Origin of the sequence: Actinospica durhamensis (assembly GCF_018139695.1) — a bacterium.
Taxonomy (GTDB): domain Bacteria; phylum Actinomycetota; class Actinomycetes; order Streptomycetales; family Catenulisporaceae; genus Actinospica; species Actinospica durhamensis.
The window spans coordinates 1-15,643 of sequence record NZ_JAGSOG010000214.1 but is presented as its reverse complement, the minus strand read 5'-3'; the positions used below and the strand labels follow the sequence as shown (position 1 = coordinate 15,643).

13 protein-coding genes are annotated in these 15,643 nt (G+C 71.8%); 11 read left to right on the top strand and 2 right to left on the bottom strand.

Annotated elements, in window-relative coordinates:
• Positions 1-272 precede the first annotated feature (272 nt).
• Complete coding sequence (locus tag KDL01_RS45535) at positions 273-1,142, bottom strand: SAM hydroxide adenosyltransferase (RefSeq protein WP_212532050.1); 870 nt, start codon at positions 1,140-1,142, stop codon at positions 273-275.
• 426 nt (positions 1,143-1,568) lie between these two features.
• On the opposite strand from KDL01_RS45535, the gene KDL01_RS30150 reads away from it, so the two are divergent.
• The 11 genes from KDL01_RS30150 (at position 1,569) to KDL01_RS30100 (ending at position 13,876) form a co-directional block, all read left to right on the top strand.
• The gene (locus KDL01_RS30150; RefSeq protein WP_212532048.1) at positions 1,569-2,297 is read left to right on the top strand and encodes a hypothetical protein; all 729 of its coding nucleotides are present in this window, start codon (positions 1,569-1,571) and stop codon (positions 2,295-2,297) included.
• Between the two features lie 195 nt (positions 2,298-2,492).
• Positions 2,493-3,029 carry a P-loop nucleotide/nucleoside kinase family protein gene (locus tag KDL01_RS30145; RefSeq protein ID WP_212532047.1) on the top strand — a complete coding sequence of 179 codons (537 nt, stop codon included), beginning with the start codon at positions 2,493-2,495 and terminating at the stop codon, positions 3,027-3,029.
• A 546-nt stretch (positions 3,030-3,575) separates the two neighbouring features.
• Entirely contained in the window at positions 3,576-3,920 is a 345-nt protein-coding gene (locus KDL01_RS30140) for a hypothetical protein (RefSeq protein ID WP_212532046.1), read from the top strand.
• Positions 3,917-4,684 carry an HNH endonuclease family protein gene (locus tag KDL01_RS30135; RefSeq protein WP_212532045.1) on the top strand — a complete coding sequence of 256 codons (768 nt, stop codon included), beginning with the start codon at positions 3,917-3,919 and terminating at the stop codon, positions 4,682-4,684. Before KDL01_RS30140 ends, KDL01_RS30135 begins: the two co-directional genes overlap by 4 nt.
• A 64-nt stretch (positions 4,685-4,748) precedes the next feature.
• The gene (locus KDL01_RS30130) at positions 4,749-5,318 is read left to right on the top strand and encodes a GNAT family N-acetyltransferase (RefSeq protein ID WP_212532044.1); all 570 of its coding nucleotides are present in this window, start codon (positions 4,749-4,751) and stop codon (positions 5,316-5,318) included.
• Positions 5,319-5,610: 292 nt separating this feature from the next.
• On the top strand, positions 5,611-7,086 hold the full coding sequence (locus KDL01_RS30125; RefSeq protein WP_212532042.1) for an ABC transporter permease: 1,476 nt from the start codon (positions 5,611-5,613) through the stop codon (positions 7,084-7,086).
• A 29-nt stretch (positions 7,087-7,115) separates the two neighbouring features.
• The gene (locus KDL01_RS30120; RefSeq protein ID WP_212532041.1) at positions 7,116-7,817 is read left to right on the top strand and encodes an ABC transporter ATP-binding protein; all 702 of its coding nucleotides are present in this window, start codon (positions 7,116-7,118) and stop codon (positions 7,815-7,817) included.
• A gap of 146 nt (positions 7,818-7,963) precedes the next feature.
• Entirely contained in the window at positions 7,964-8,764 is an 801-nt protein-coding gene (locus KDL01_RS30115) for a response regulator transcription factor (protein ID WP_212532040.1), read from the top strand.
• Positions 8,761-10,308, top strand: coding sequence for a sensor histidine kinase (locus KDL01_RS30110; protein ID WP_212532039.1), 1,548 nt, complete (start codon positions 8,761-8,763; stop codon positions 10,306-10,308). Before KDL01_RS30115 ends, KDL01_RS30110 begins: the two co-directional genes overlap by 4 nt.
• 135 nt (positions 10,309-10,443) lie before the next feature.
• Entirely contained in the window at positions 10,444-13,011 is a 2,568-nt protein-coding gene (locus tag KDL01_RS30105) for a bifunctional FO biosynthesis protein CofGH (RefSeq protein ID WP_212532051.1), read from the top strand.
• 4 nt (positions 13,012-13,015) lie between these two features.
• Positions 13,016-13,876: a DUF1028 domain-containing protein gene (locus tag KDL01_RS30100; protein ID WP_212532038.1), complete on the top strand. Its 861-nt coding sequence runs from the start codon at positions 13,016-13,018 to the stop codon at positions 13,874-13,876.
• Between the two features lie 74 nt (positions 13,877-13,950).
• On the opposite strand, the gene KDL01_RS30095 is transcribed toward KDL01_RS30100, so the two are convergent.
• Positions 13,951-15,081 carry a slipin family protein gene (locus KDL01_RS30095; protein WP_212532037.1) on the bottom strand — a complete coding sequence of 377 codons (1,131 nt, stop codon included), beginning with the start codon at positions 15,079-15,081 and terminating at the stop codon, positions 13,951-13,953.
• Positions 15,082-15,643 lie beyond the last annotated feature (562 nt).

Here is a 15,643-nt window from a genome sequence, read left to right as displayed (position 1 = left end):
GGGCGGGAGCGGGACACGGGATAAACCTTCTGTGGGGTCCGGAATGAGGGTGTTGCGAAACTTCGGGGCGCGGCGCGGACGGGCGCGGCTAGCGACACAGATCGGCGGCGCAGCGCGCGTGGTCGACGTGCCGGCGGCGTACCAGCGGGCTGCTTCCGGACATGCCTTCCAGCATCTCCGGCCGCTTCCCGGCCTGTCAATCGGGATGGTTTCGATTCGGTGACGAAACGGTTCCGTCTCGGAGTCCGTCTCGGAATGTGAACAGAATGAACTCAGCCTACGAGCACGCGGTCACCGGCCTCGGCGCCGCTGGGCGCGGTGTCCGTGGTCCCGTGGGCCGTCGTGTCGCCGACAGCGCCGGGCTCGAGGGTGCAGACCGCGTCGCCCTCGCGCAGGCCGAAGCGGGCGGCCGCGGAGCCGCCGCGCACCACCAGCTCGGCGAAGCCGACGCCGGAGCTGCCGGTGATCACGCCGGGCTCGCCGCGCGGCACGTCGGGCAGCCGGTCGTAGCAGCGCACCCGGTGCACGGCGCCGGCCGGGTCGGTCAGCTCGAGCTCCGCGTGCGCCGCGTACCCGGGCAGCTCGGCCGCGGGCGCGTCCAGCTTGCAGTTGCCGAAGTTGTCCACCACCGCCACCCGCACCGGGCGCGCTCCGGCCGGCGGCGCGGCCAGCTCCTCGCGGCGCGCGGGCACCGGGCGTCCGTCCACCAGCCAGCGGGCCAGCAGCGGCACGTACCAGAGGCTGCGGAACTGGGTGCGCGCGATCTCGTCGATCTCGGCCGCGTCGAACTCGGCCCACTGCGCCGCGGCGGCCTCGAGCGCCTCGCGCACGTCGGTGACCTCCACCGCGGTCACGCCCAGGTGCCGGCGCACCGGCTCGAGCACCCGCGGATTCAGGGTGCTGATGACCAGGTGCTCGCGGTGGCGGAAGTAGCAGAACGGCACGCCGTTGGGCCAGTGCCCGTCCCGGGGCGCGATGTTCACCAGGATCACGGTCGGCTCGCCCGCGCCGCCGAGCAGCTCGCCCGCGCGCAGCACGTCGAGCAGGGTGAGCGCCGCGGTGGCCTCCGGGTCCGGGCCGGCCAGCGGCAGCACGGTCGGGGTGGATCCGAACAGCGCGGCCAGCCGGGCGCTCGCGGACACGAAAAAGGACCCCTCCGTTTCCGGAGGGGTCCGACGCTTTTTCGCGTGCGCACGGCTTCGCTAGCGAAGCGCCTCCGGGAGCGGGGGCATCATTCGCATCATCATGGCGAAGCGGGTGTTACGCGACATGGTTGGCAGACTAACACACCCGCGGACACCCACCGTCGCACACTGTTCCCAAGCCGTATCGAACTCTGTATTCCAGCGCGTGGGCGTCTGTGCCACGATGGCCGCGGTGGCTCGACATGGTGGGGGTTTGAGATGACCGTGGGTGTTCGGCGTGCTCTGACGACGGCGACCGTGGTGGCGTCGTGTTCGGCGGCCGTGGTGCTGTGCGCATCGCCTGCTCAGGCCGCGCATGGAAAGGGGCAGGGATGGTGTGAGTTCGGCACGCTCTCGTACTCGCCCAACGGCCAGCCTCCGGTGGTGACCACGCCCAACGCCACCGCGCTCTCCAGCGGCTCGCTGACCGACTCCAGCCCCTTCGGCCTGACCGACGTGCACGCGGTGCTCAGCGTCCAGCCGCCGTCGGGAACGACGATCCCGGGTGGTGCGGGCACGCCGCTGCTGGCCTGGCGGGTGAACGGAAGCTCCTGGCAGTCCGTCAGCCTCACCTGGAACGGCATCTCCGGCCCGGGCGCCGCCTGGCGCAGCACAGACGTGGACCTCGGCTTCAATCTGTCGCAGGGCTCCTCCGCCACCGTCGACCTGGAGACCGAGTTCGTCTCGGCCAGCCCCGGCGGCCAGTACTCCGACCAGCTCACCTTCACCGCGCAGACCTGCGGCTCGCAGACCCTCGGCGCCGGGCTGAACTTCAGCGACTACGAGCCGGCCGCCTCCGCGCCCACGACCAAGGCGGCCGCCCCGAAGCACACGGCGAGCGCCGCCGCGCACCCCTCGAGCCCGACCACTCCGGCCGAGCAGCACAGCGCCACCCGGCCCGCGGCCTCGCCGTCCGCGTCGGCGAAGGCCAAGCCCTCGCCCAGCGCCTCGCCGCTGGACATCACCTTCGTCCAGGTGCAGCCGAGCTCGCAGCCCGTCGCCGCGGCCACGTCCGGGCAGGGATTCCCGGACGGGGTGCTCGCGGTGGTGGCGGTGGTCTTCCTCGGCGGTCTTGTGTGCATCCGCACGGTGCGCCGCCGCGACAACCCCTGACCTCGCCGTAGGCCGCGCCGGCCTCCGGCGAAGGCTGCCGCGGCTCGGCCGCGTACGCGTGCGCACGGGTGGACTGATCAGGGAGAACCCTTTCGTCGAGGCCGACCTGACGGGTCGTCGGTTGACGCCCCGTCGCCTCTTGCCTGCCGGGGCGCCGAACGATAGGACTGTGGCGTGAAAAACGCACCGGGACCTATGGTCCTTGTCAATGGGCTGCCCGGAGCGGGCAAGACCACCTTCGCGCGCGCCCTCTCCCTGCGGATGGCGCTGCCGCTCTACAGCAAGGACGCCATCAAGGAGGCGTACTCGGACGTGTTCGGGATAGCGCCCGGCGAGGGCAGCGCCCGGGACGAGTGGAACCTGGCGCACGGCGCCGGCGCGTCCGAGACCATGTGGATCCTCGCGGCCGACGCCCCGGGCGGGGCCATCCTCGAGTCCTGGTGGCCGCGCGACCGGATGCACTACGTGGAGGCGGGCCTGCGCCGCGCCCGGATAGCCAAGCCGCTCACGCTGATCTGCGACGTGCCCTACGAGCTCGCCCGGCAGCGCTTCGTCCAGCGGGTGCGCGACGGCGCCCGCCACCCCATCCACCAGGACACCACCGATCCGGCCGACTACGACCGCGACTGGAAGCAGTCAGAGCCGCTCTCGGTCGGGCCGGTGCGCCGGGTGGACACCAGCGGACCGGTCGACCTCGAACCCGTGGTGGAGTGGATCGAGTCGTGTATGTGAGCAGCCTCGGCCCGGCCGACGCGCGCGAGCCCGACCGCGCGCGTCGCTCCGGGCTGCGCCTGGCCCGCCCCGACGGCGGCTACCCGGGCTGGACCGTGCTGGCCGGGCCCAACCAGGCGGGCAAGAGCACGCTGTTGGACGAGATCGCCGGGGCCGCGCGGGGCGAGCCGAGCGGCCACGGCTACCAGGTGGCCTGGACGCCCGAGGCGGCGCCGCTGCGCCTGCACTACCGGGAGCGCCGGCCCGTGTACGACGACGCGGCCGCGGATTCCGTCGCGGCCGCGCCCGGTGATCCCGTTTCCGATCCCGACCCCGATCCCGAGCTGCTGACCGGACTCGACCCGGTCCAGGACGCCCGGGTGGCGGCGTTCGCCCTCGAACTGTGGCAGGCGCTGCGCCGCCGCGGCGGCGGCCGCGAGGACCCGGCCGTGGTGCTGATCGACGACGTGGAGGCGCACCTGCACCCGGTCTGGCAGCGGCGGATCGGCCCCTGGCTCACCCGCCGCTTCCCGCGCGCAGTTCATCGTCGCGACGCACAGCCCGTACGTGTGCCAGGCCGCCGACCCCGGCGGCCTGATCCGGCTGTTCGGCCCGCACGCGCACTACGCCGCCGAGGTCGTGGGCGAGGAGCTCTACCACCGCGTCGTCTACGGTTCGGCCGACGACGTCGCGCTCTCCGAGCTGTTCGGCCTCGACTCGGCGTACTCCGAGCGGGCCGAGGCGGTCCGCACCGAACTGGTCGAACTCGAACACGAGATCGTGCGCGGCCGGGCGAGCGCGGAGGAGGAGGAACGCCACCGCGAGCTGAGCCGGCTGCTGACCAGCTCCACCGCCACCCGGGCCGACGAGATCGCGGTCCGGCTGCGCCGGCGGCGGCGGGAACTGCCGTGATCCCGATCACCCGGCTCGAGCTGCCCGAGCGCACCCGGCGCGAGCTCGAGGACCAGACCACGAAGATCGCCGCCGCCCGGGACCGGCTGCGCGAGGCGCACCGGCTCTGGCAGAACCGGATCGTGCGCACCGCGATCCTCCCGGTGCTGCGCGGCACGCTCGCCGAGATGTGCCCGGGCATCAAGCGCTGCATGTATTGCGGGGACAGCCTCGGCACCGACATCGAGCACTTCGAACCGGTCAAGCTGCGCCCGATCCGCGCCTTCGACTGGCACAACCACCTGCTGGCCTGCTCGTACTGCAACAGCAGGCAGAAGCAGGACAAGTTCCCGCTCGCCCCCGACGGCACCCCGATGCTGCTCGACCCCACCGTGGACGACCCGGCCGAGCACCTGCACCTCGCGCTGTCCGCGGGCGTCTACCTCGACCTGAGCCCGCGCGGCAAGGTCACCATCGACCTGCTCGACCTCAACCGCGGCGAACTGGTCAAGGGCCGCGAGCACGCGCTGCGGGCCAACCGCCGGCTGCTGCGGGACTGGCGCGAGGCGGCCGAGGACGACGACGTGGACGCGGTCCACGAATGCCTCGGCGACCTGCGCGAACAGCCGGTGGCCGAGGTCGCCCTCGCCCTGCTCCAGCAGGGGCACAGCGCGGCCGTGGCCCAGCTGTTCGGCCGCGATCCGGCCACGCTCGCGCACCTGCGCCGCCCCGAGACGCTCGCCCTGGCGGCCGAGGTGTTCACCACCTCGGCGGCCGACTGGTGAAGCCGATCATCTGATAAAAAGGTGGTCGGCGAGTCCTGACGATCTTGGGAAGGGGTGCAGAAAGGTGGCGCTCGAGCCGTTGCACCTGACCGCGGGCCGTTTCTACCTGCGTCCGCCCGAGGCGGCCGACCACGACGCGCTCGGCGCGGCCCTGAGCGACCCGGGCATCGTGCGCTGGAACACCGGCCTGGCCATGGCCGCGGCGCCCGCCGCCGAGCGGGCCGGGATGTGGCTGCGGCTGCGCGCCCAGAACTGGGCCAACGGCACCGGCGCGTACTTCGTCGTACTCGACGCCGTCACCGGCGCGCTGCTCGGCACCGTCGGCATCCGCGACATCGACCGGGTGCCCCAGCAGGCCCTGGCCTCGTACTGGACCGTCCCGTCCGCCCGCGGCCGCGGCGTGGCCGCCGCCGCGCTCGAGACCGTCAGCGGCTGGGCCGAGTCCCCGGTCGAGCTCGGCGGCCTCGGCCTGATCCGGCTCTCGCTGGACCACGCGCTGGCCAACTCCGCCTCCTGCCGCGTCGCCGAGAAGGCCGGCTACGCCTTGGAGGGCGTCATGCGCGCCTCCTTCCTGGACCCCGGCGGCGAGCGGCACGACTCGCACCTGCACGCCCGCATCGCGCCCGGCCACTGATCCGGCCGCGGCCGCGTTCTCCCCTCTGACTCCGGCTCACCCCGCGTCCGGCGCGGCCGACCCGCTCCGCCTTCCCTTGCCCCACAAGGCGATCCGCCGCTCCGACCTGCGCCATGAGCGCTGCCTCGACGCGGTCTGAAGGGAAGCCAAGAACCGCGTCACGGTTGCGTGACTAAGCGCGTTCTCATCCACGGCTCACCCCCGGTCCACTTCCAGGCCCCAGATTTCTGCTCGAACGCGCAGGCGGCTTGCCCGCGCTCGGACGATCTCGACCAGACCCCAGGGGCCATCGATGTTCTTCACCTACCTGGGCCGGGAGCTGCGCAGGCGCAGTCGCCAAGCCCTCGTCATCGCGCTTGGACTGGCGCTCGGCATCGGACTGACCATCACGGTCAGCGCCTACTCCTCGGGCGTCAAGGCGGCCCAGGAGCAGGTGCTCAAGTCGCTCTACGGCGTCGGCACCGACATCACCGTCACGCAGACCGCGACCCGCGGTTCCGGCGGCTCGCAGTCCTTCGGCGCGACCGGCCAGAGCCAGACCGGCACCGGCACCAAGACCACCAGCGTCGCCCAGGACACCGCGTCGGTCACCCCCGGCACCGGCACGATCACCAGCGCCACGCTCGCCAAGATCGACAAGCTCTCCGGCGTGTCCGACGCCGTCGGCAGCCTGTCCCTGTCCGACTTCAACGTCAGCGGCGCGCTCAAGCAGTCGGTCACCCAGACGCCGAGCACCTCGAGCACCTCGGGCACCGGCGGCAACTCGCGCGGCAGCGGCGGCAGCGGCGGCGGCAGCTTCTCGGCCGGCCCGCCCTCCTTCAACGGCAGCTTCAGCTCGACCACCATCGAGGGCGTCGACGTCACCAACTCCGCCACCGGCCCGCTCTCCTCGCTCTCCGTCGCCTCCGGCCGCGCGCTGACCTCCAGCGACGCCAAGTCCGCGGTCGCCGTGGTCAACTCCAGCTACGCGACGCAGAAGAGCATCAAGGTCGGCGCCACCGAGACTCTCGGCGGCACCAAGTTCACCGTCGTCGGCATCGCCACCACCACCTCCTCCGAGGACTACTTCATCCCGCTGTACGAGGCCCAGACCATCTCGAAGGAGACCGGCAAGGTCACCACGGTCTACGTCAAGGCCGCGAGCAGCACCCAGATCAACTCCGTCGCCAGCGAGATCAAGTCCGCCGCCTCCGGCGCGACCGTCTCCACCTCGGCGGAGCTGGCCAGCTCCGTCAGCGGCTCGCTCTCCTCGGCCGGCTCCCTGATCGTCAACCTCGGCAAGTGGCTCTCGATCGCGGTGCTCGCGGCCGCGTTCCTGATCGCCGCGCTGCTCACGGTCTCGGCCGTCTCCCGCCGCACCCGTGAGTTCGGCACCCTCAAGGCCATCGGCTGGACCTCCCGCCGGGTGGTGCGCCAGGTCATCGGCGAGTCCATCATCACCGGCCTGGTCGGCGGCGCCATCGGCATCGGGGTCGGCTTCGCCGGCGCCGCGGCCATCAAGAAATTCGCGCCCACCCTGACCGCCTCCGGCTCCACCAGCAGCGCCAGCAACACCAGCGGCGGCGGCTTCGCGGGCGGTGGCGGCGGCTTCGCCAGCGCCGCGAGCAAGGCCAACGACATCACCGTGCACCTGACCGCCCCGGTGGGCATGGGCATCCTCGGCCTCGCGGTGGCCCTGGCCGTCCTCGGCGGCCTGCTGGCCGGCGGCATCGGCGGCTGGCGCGCCTCCTCCCTCCGCCCGGCAGCCGCTCTGGCCAAGGTCTCCTGAGCCTTTCGCCTCCGAAGGAGTATTCACAGATGTATGAGATCAGTGGCCTTACCAAGATCTACCAGGGTAAGGGTAAGAACGAGAAGGTCCACGCGTTGCAGGGTGTGGACGTGGTGATTCCGGACAACGACATGCTGGCGATCCAGGGTCCGACGGGTCATGGGAAGTCGACGCTGTTGCAGCTGTTGGGCGGTTTGGACCGGCCGACGGGCGGGTCGTTGAAGTTCGACGGCCAGGAGATGGCGAAGATGGGGGAGATGTCGCTGACGAAGCTGCGGGCGCAGAACTTCGGGTACATCTTCCAGGGCTTCAACCTGATTCCGACGCTCACGGCGCAGGAGAACGTGGAGACGGCGCTGGTGCCGTTGGGCGTGTCGAAGGTGGAGCGGCGTGAGCGTGCGGCGAAGGCGCTGACGGACGTGGGTCTGGGTGAGCGGCTGGGGCATCTGCAGACGGAGCTGTCCGGTGGCCAGCAGCAGCGTGTGGCGATCGCGCGGGCGCTGGTGAAGGAGCCGAAGGTGATCCTGGCGGACGAGCCGACGGGCAACCTGGACGAGGAGACCCGCGATGACATCTTCGGGCTGCTCGAGAAGCTGTGGGCGGATCTCGGCCTGACCGTGATCATGGTCACGCACGACTCGGCGCTGTCCAAGCGGGTGCCGAGGCTGGCCCAGATCAAGAACGGCAAGCTCACCATCAAGCGCGAGCGGGCCGGCGCCACCGGCGTCTGACAGATCGCGGCGTGACCTGGGCGAAGGGCCGTGCTCACACAGTTGAGGCGGCCCTTCATCCGGCTCTCACCGTCCTCTCATGAGAGCTTGCCAGGCTGCTTGGCGGGGTACTGGAAGCACACGCGGGAAAGTGAAGGTATAGACAGATGACCGCAGAGCAGACCGGACAGGACATCCTCGTCGTCGACGATGAGCCCGCGGTGCGCGAGGCGTTGCGCGCGGGCCTGGAGTTCGAGGGATACCGGGTGACCACGGCCTCCGACGGCCTCGGGGCGCTCGAGCAGATCGCCAAGGCGATGCCCGACGCCCTCGTGCTGGACGTGATGATGCCCCGGATGGACGGGCTGACCGTGCTGCGCCGGCTGCGCTCGTTCAACCAGACGCTCCCGGTGCTGCTGCTCACCGCCCGCGACACCGTGGGCGACCGCGTCACCGGCCTCGACGTGGGCGCGGACGACTACCTGGCCAAGCCCTTCGACCTGGACGAGCTGTTCGCCCGGATCCGGGCGATGCTGCGCCGCGGCGCCCTGCTCACCGAGGCCGTGCAGGCCGCCGAGGAGCAGTACGAGGAGATCCTCGAGTACCAGGACCTGCGGATGGACCTGCTCACCCGGGACGTCTTCCGCGGCGAGCGGCAGATCGAGCTGACCCGCACCGAGTTCTCCCTGCTCGAGATGTTCCTGCGCCACCCGCGCCAGGTGCTCGCCCGGGAGCAGCTGCTCACCTCCATCTGGGGCTTCGACTTCGGCCCCACCTCCAACTCGCTGGACGTGTACGTCATGTACCTGCGCCGCAAGACCGAGGCCGGTGGCGAGCCCCGCCTGCTGCACACCATCCGCGGTGTCGGCTATGTCCTGCGCGCAGACCAGAGCGGCTCCGGCCGCGGCGAGAAGGACGAGGCGGCGGAGCGCGCGGACGAGGCGGGGTCGAAGGCCGAGACCCCGTGAAGCGGCTGCGGGCGGCCCACCTGATGCGTCGGCTGACGCTCCAGGGCAGGTTCGCGCTGATGGCCGCGCTCGGCGTGGCCATCGCCGTCGTCGGGGCCGCCGTGATCTGCTACTTCCTGGTGGAAGACCAGCTCAACCAGCAGGTCAACACGCAGCTGACCGGTTCGCAGTTCGCCCGGCAGTTCCAGGGCCAGGACGCCCCGGGCGGCAGCAACCACCCGCCGGGCAACTTCGGCCAGCTGTTCACCACCGAGGGCCTGAGCGGGCAGCTGACCACGTGTCTGAACGGCGGCACCGACACCACGGCACCCGGCGCCTTCCCGGTGTTCACCCAGTCCGGCGGGACCGCCATCTCCAGTTCCAGCGGCCAGACCTGCACGCAGCACAGCAAGGACACGACCAACGAGTTCAGCCTCGGCACCACGGCCTCGGCCACCCAGGTCGCCGTCGCCAACGGCACCGAGAACAACCAGTTCTACGACACGTACACGACGAGCGGTGAACACGTGCGCGTGTACACCCAGCAGCCCGAAGGCGTCACCGGATACTCGATCTCCACCATCGCGTCGCTGGCCAACATGGACAGCTCGCTGCACAGCCTGCTGATCGAGCTGACCATAGCCGCGCTCGGCGGCATCCTGCTCGCGGCCGCGGCCGGATTCCTGGTCGCCCGCAGCGCCCTGGCCCCGGTGCGCCGGCTCACCAAGGCCGCCGAGCACGTCGCGGCGACCGACGACCTGTCGGTGCAGCTGCCGGTGGACGGCGCCGACGAACTCAGCCGCCTCGGCAAGGCCTTCAACCGGATGACCCGGTCGCTGGCCGGATCCCGGGAACGCCAGCAGCGCCTGATCGCCGACGCCGGCCACGAGCTGCGCACCCCGCTGACCTCGCTGCGCACCAACGTCGACCTGCTGCTGCGCTCCCGGCGCACCGGCCGGGCCCTGCCGCCCGGCCGCGAGGAGTCCATGCTCGAGAGCGTGGACCAGCAGCTGCACGAGCTCTCCGGCCTGGTCACCGACCTGCTCGAACTCTCCCGCAACATCGAGGGCGGCAAGCGCAGGACGATGCAGGTCGCGCTGCACGAGTCGGCCGGCCGGGCGGTCGAGCGGGCCCGGCTGCGCGGCCCCGGCCTGGTCTTCGACGTGGAGATCGAACCCTGGTTCGTCCAGGGCGACCCCACCGGCCTCGACCGGGCCGTGGTGAACCTGCTCGACAACGCGGTCAAGTTCTCCCCGGCCGGCGGCCAGGTCACCGTGCGGCTGCGCGGCGGCGTCTACACCGTCAGGGACCAGGGCCCCGGCATCGCGCCGGAGGACCTGCCCCGGGTGTTCGAACGCTTCTACCGGTCGGACTCCGCCCGGCAGCTGCCCGGATCCGGCCTCGGTTTGGCCATCGTGGCGCAGGTGGCCGAGGATTCCGGCGGCTCGATCGCGCTGCTGCCGGCCCCCGACGGCGGCACCCTGGCCCGGCTCTCCCTGCCCGGCACCCCCACCGGCGGCCCGTCCGCCCCGGCATCGCCGCAGGCCCTGCCCCCGGGCAGCTGAGGTTCCGGCGGGTTTCTGACGCCACGTCGGGCGCGGGCGGGCGGCTCCCACGGCCCCCGCGCCCGGGCGTGGCGCAACCCGTCCATGATCTCCGTCGGCGGTACCGGTTACGCTGGATCAGTGGCAGACAATGCGATGCGGGACAACGGCATGCGCCGGGCGCTGGCGCGAGCGCGGCGGGGCGAGGCGCTCGACCTCGGTGAGACCGAACTGCTGCTGCGCGCCCGCGGCGCGGATCTCCAGGACCTGTGCGCGGTCGCGGCCCGGGTGCGCGACGCGGGCCTGGCCGCGGCCGGGCGCCCCGGGGTGATCACGTACTCGAAGAAGGTCTTCATCCCACTCACCCGGCTGTGTCGGGACAAATGCCACTACTGCACCTTCGTCACCGTCCCGGGCAAACTCCGGCGCGAGGGCCACGGCCTTTACCTGTCCCCGGACGAGGTGCTCGCCATCGCCCGCGCGGGCGCGGCCCTCGGCTGCAAGGAAGCCCTGTTCACCCTCGGCGACCGCCCCGAGGACCGCTGGCCCGAGGCCAGGGACTGGCTCGACGCGCACGGCTACGACGACACCCTGGCGTACGTGCGCGCCATGGCCATCCGGGTGCTCGAGGAGACCGGGCTGCTCCCGCACCTGAACCCGGGCGTGCTCGGCTGGACCGACCTGCAGCGGCTCAAGCCCGTCGCCCCGTCCATGGGCATGATGCTCGAGACCACCGCCACCCGGCTGTGGTCCGAGCCCGGCGGCCCGCACTACGGCTCCCCGGACAAGGAGCCCGCCGTCCGCCTGCGCGTGCTCGAGGACGCCGGGCGCAGCAGCGTCCCGTTCACCACCGGCCTGCTCATCGGGATCGGCGAGACCCACGCGGAACGCGCCGACGCGCTGTTCGCGATCCGCCGCGTCTCCCGGCAGTACCAGGGCATCCAGGAGGTGATCGTCCAGAACTTCCGGGCCAAGCCGGACACCGCCATGCGCGCCATGCCCGACGCCGAGCTGGACGAACTCGCCGCCACCGTCGCCGTCGCCCGCCTCATCCTGGGCCCGGCCGCCCGGATCCAGGCCCCGCCGAACCTGGTAGAGCGCGAATACGCCCTGCTCATCGGGGCCGGCATCGACGACTGGGGCGGGGTCTCCCCGCTGACCCCCGACCACGTCAATCCCGAGCGCCCCTGGCCGCACATCGACGAACTCGCCGAGCGCACCAAGGCCGCCGGCTTCGAGCTGCGCGAGCGCCTCACCGTCTACCCCGAGTACCTCACCCGCGGTGAGCCCTGGCTCGACCCGCGCCTGCTCCCGCACGTCAGGGCCCTGGCAGACCCGGAGACCGGCCTGGCCGACCCGGACGCCCGCCCGGTCGGCCTGCCCTGGCAGGAGACCGACGCGCTGATCCCGGCCGGCCGCACCGAACTGCACGCGAGCATCGACACGCTGGGCCGCACCGAGCAGCGGCGCGGCGACTTCGACGAGGTCTACGGCGACTGGGAGGAACTGCGCGCCCAGGTCGGCGCCCGCGCCCCCCAACGCATCGACGGCGACGTGCGCGAGGCCCTGTCCGTCGCCGCCGAGGACCCCACCCGGCTCACCGACGCCCAGGCCATGGCCCTGTTCACGGCCGACGGCCCCGCGCTCGAGGACCTGTGCCGCATCGCCGACGCGGTGCGCAGCGACACCGTCGGCGAGGACGTCACCTACCTCGTCACCCGCAACATCAACTTCACCAACGTCTGCTACACCGGCTGCCGCTTCTGCGCCTTCGCCCAGCGCCGCACCGACGCCGACGCCTACACTCTCTCGCTCGACCAGATCGCCGACCGGGCCGAGCAGGCCTGGAACGTGGGCGCCACCGAGGTGTGCATGCAGGGCGGCATCCATCCCGACCTGCCCGGCAGCGCGTACTTCGACATCGCCGCCGCGGTCAAGAAGCGCGTGCCCGGCATGCACGTACACGCCTTCTCCCCGATGGAGGTGGTCAACGGCGCCACCCGCACCGGCCTTTCCATCCGGGAGTGGCTCACCACCGCCAAGGAATCAGGGCTCGACACCATCCCCGGCACCGCCGCCGAGATCCTCGACGACGAGGTGCGCTGGATCCTGACCAAGGGCAAGCTGCCCGCCGCCACCTGGGTCGAGGTCGTCACCACCGCCCACTCCCTCGGCATCCGCAGCTCCTCGACCATGATGTACGGCCACGTCGACGAGCCGCGGCACTGGCTCGGCCACCTGCGCCTGCTCGCCGACCTGCAGCGCAAGAACCTGGAGCAGGGCCACGCCGGGTTCACCGAGTTCGTCACGCTCCCGTTCATCCACACCAACGCCCCGGTCTACCTGGCCGGCATCGCCCGTCCCGGACCCACGCTGCGCGACAACCGCGCCGTCACGGCCATGGCCAGGCTGCTGCTGCACCCGGTCATCCCGAACATCCAGACCAGCTGGGTCAAGCTCGGCCCGGAGGGCTCGGCCGCGATGCTGCGCAGCGGCGCCAACGACCTCGGCGGCACGCTGATGGAGGAGACCATCTCCCGGATGGCCGGATCCTCCTACGGCAGCTACGAATCCATCCGCGGCCTCGAGGCCATGGCCGCCGCGGCCGGCCGTCCCGCCCGCCAGCGCACCACCACCTACGGCGCGGTGGATCCGGCCCGCTCCGCCGTCGGCAGAGAATTCGACGGACACCTTCCGGAACTGCTGCCGGTGCTGGAAAGCTGACCGCATGACCTACTCGATCGTCGCCGCCAACGCCGACCACACCCAGTTCGGCGTCGCCGTGGCCAGCAAGTTCCTCGCGGCCGGCGCGGTCGCTCCGGCCGCCCGGGCCGGGGTCGGCGCACTGGCCACCCAGGCCTGGGCGAACACCGGCTACAAGGCCTCCGGCCTCGCCATGCTCAGCGGCGGCGCCACCGCGCAGGAGACGGTCGACGCCCTGACCAAGCACGACGAGCGCCGCGAGGTGCGCCAACTCGGCGTCGTCGACGCCCACGGCCGCTCCGCCACCTACACCGGCACCGCGTGCACCGACTGGGCCGGAGGGGTGGCCGGCGACGGCTACACGATCCAGGGCAACGTGCTGGCCGGCTCACGCGTCGTCGCCCTGATGGAAGAAGCCTGGCTCGGCTCCGACCCCAGGGAGCCCCTCGCCCGCAGACTCCTGGCCGCCCTCACCGCCGGCGACACGGCCGGGGGTGACAGCCGCGGCCGCCAGTGCGCGAGCATCTACGTGGTCGGCGACGAGGGAACGTACGGCGGCGACGACGTGGTGGTCGACCTGCGCGTGGACGACCACGCCGACCCCGTCACCGAGCTGGCCCGGCTGCTCGGCATCCACGAGATGATGTTCGGCAAGCCGGACCCCAAGGAACTGATGGACCTCGAGGGCCCCCTCGCCGCCGAGGTCAGATCCCTCCTCGGCCAGCGCGGCCACATCGCCGGCGACGTCTCCAGCGCAGAGCTGGACCGCGTCCTCGCCGTCTGGGCCGGCATCGAGAACCTCGAAGCCCGCCTGGTCCCCGGCAGCCTCGACCCCGTGGTGCTGGCGCACCTGCGGCGGACCGGAGGCGGGGGAGTGGCTGCGTAGCCGCGGTAGCCCGGGGCTACGCCCTGCCGGACCACGCGGCGTCCGTGCCGGTTACGTTTGCCTCACCTGCGGGTTTACGACTCCCGATCCCCTCGCGGCTCGTCCTCCAGCCCCGGCGCGTGCCCGAGTTCCTCCTCGAGCTCGTCCTGCAGTCGCTCCTCCACCGGGACGTCGGGCACCTCCGGGACGTCCGGAATCTCCGGCACCTCCGGAATCACCGGCGTCGACCCGACCAGATCGCTCGACTTGATCGGCTCGGTCGAGTCACCCGGCACGGGCGGCGCGCCCGAGGCGCCTGCCGCACTCGGTCCGATCGCAGCCTGTGCGTCCGGCGCCGCGAGCCCGGCCGCCGCGTCCGCCGGCGCCACGCCCTGCGTCGCCCTGGCCGCCTCCCGCCGCTCCCGCAGCTCCTGGGCGTCGGCCCGGTTGCGCGCCGCCTGGTCGGTGTGCGGAAGCGAGGAGTGCTCGAGGAACCGCAGCAGCTCCACCGGGAACGGCAGGATCACCGTCGAGGACTTCTCGGAGGCGACCTCCACCATCGTCTGCAGCAGCCGCAGCTGCAGCGCCGCCGGACTGTCCGCCATCACGTCGGCCGCCTGCGCCAGCTTCTTCGAGGCCTGCAGCTCACCGTCGGCCGTAATGATGCGCGCCCGCCGCTCCCGGTCCGCCTCCGCCTGCCGGGCCATCGTCCGCTTCATCGACTCCGGCAGCGCGACGTCCTTGATCTCCACCCGGTCGATGTGGATCCCCCACCCCACCGCCGGCGACTCGAGCAGCAGCGCGAGCCCCTGGTTGAGCTGCTCGCGGTTGGCGAGCAGGTCGTCGAGTTCGGACTTGCCGATGATCGAGCGCAGCGAGGTCTGCGCGACCTGGATCATCGCGAAGGTGAAGTCCTGTACCTCTATCAGGGCCTTCACCGGGTCCATGACCCGGTAGTAGACCACTGCGTCCACCCGCACCGTCACGTTGTCCCGGGTGATGCCCTCCTGGGCCGGCACCGGGGCCGTGATGATCTGGGTGTTGACGCGCACCAGCTTGTCCGAGAACGGACGCAATACCGCGATCCCCGCCTCACGCGGCCGCCCCAGCACCCGCCCCCACCGGAACACGACCCCACGCTCGAACTGCCGCACGATCCGAAACCGCGGCCGACCGATGAGTCCGCCGAGGATGACGATCGCAAGCGCGATGTCCAGACCCACCATGGCACTCGCCCCTTCGCGAGAAAGCGCACGATTCGTGTAAGTGTTCTCTCATCGTAACTCTTCGCTTGGAGCCCTGTACACGACTGCGAGCGCAGCTCACCGCGCCCGTCGTGGCGAGAGTCGGCAGCGGGCCTCTCCACGGATCCCCGGCCGGTGACGTTACGTGAAGCCTCTCCGCACATCCCAAGCCGGTGACGTTACGTGACGACAGCGCCGGCTGCCCCAGACCCATGCCGTCCGCCCACCTCAGCGGTGTTTCGCCTGCCTCAGCGCTGCCTTGCCTGTCTGAGCCTCGTTCTGCTTGCCTCAGCGCTGCCTTGCCTGTCTGAGCCCCGTCCTGCTTGCTTTAGCGCTGCGTTGCCTGCCTCAGCTTCGTCCTGCTTGCCTCAGCGCTGCGTTGCCTGTCTGAGCCCCGTCCCGCTTGCCTCAGCCCCGTCCCGCTTGCCTCAGCCGCGTCCCGCTTGCCTCAGCCGCGTCCCGCTTGCCTCAGCCCCGTTTTGTTATCGGGCCCGCCGTTGATACTCGCCCGTCCCTGTCCCGTCCCCGTCTGCGGCAGTCCCCG

Coding starts and splice junctions, on each gene's coding strand:
- KDL01_RS30115 (WP_212532040.1), top strand. CDS start 7,964: ATGACCGCAGAGCAGACCGGACAGGACATCCTCGTCGTCGACGATGAG.
- KDL01_RS30105 (WP_212532051.1), top strand. CDS start 10,444: ATGCGGGACAACGGCATGCGCCGGGCGCTGGCGCGAGCGCGGCGGGGC.
- KDL01_RS30145 (WP_212532047.1), top strand. CDS start 2,493: ATGGTCCTTGTCAATGGGCTGCCCGGAGCGGGCAAGACCACCTTCGCG.
- KDL01_RS30125 (WP_212532042.1), top strand. CDS start 5,611: ATGTTCTTCACCTACCTGGGCCGGGAGCTGCGCAGGCGCAGTCGCCAA.
- KDL01_RS30120 (WP_212532041.1), top strand. CDS start 7,116: ATGTATGAGATCAGTGGCCTTACCAAGATCTACCAGGGTAAGGGTAAG.
- KDL01_RS30100 (WP_212532038.1), top strand. CDS start 13,016: ATGACCTACTCGATCGTCGCCGCCAACGCCGACCACACCCAGTTCGGC.
- KDL01_RS30095 (WP_212532037.1), bottom strand. CDS start 15,081: ATGGTGGGTCTGGACATCGCGCTTGCGATCGTCATCCTCGGCGGACTC.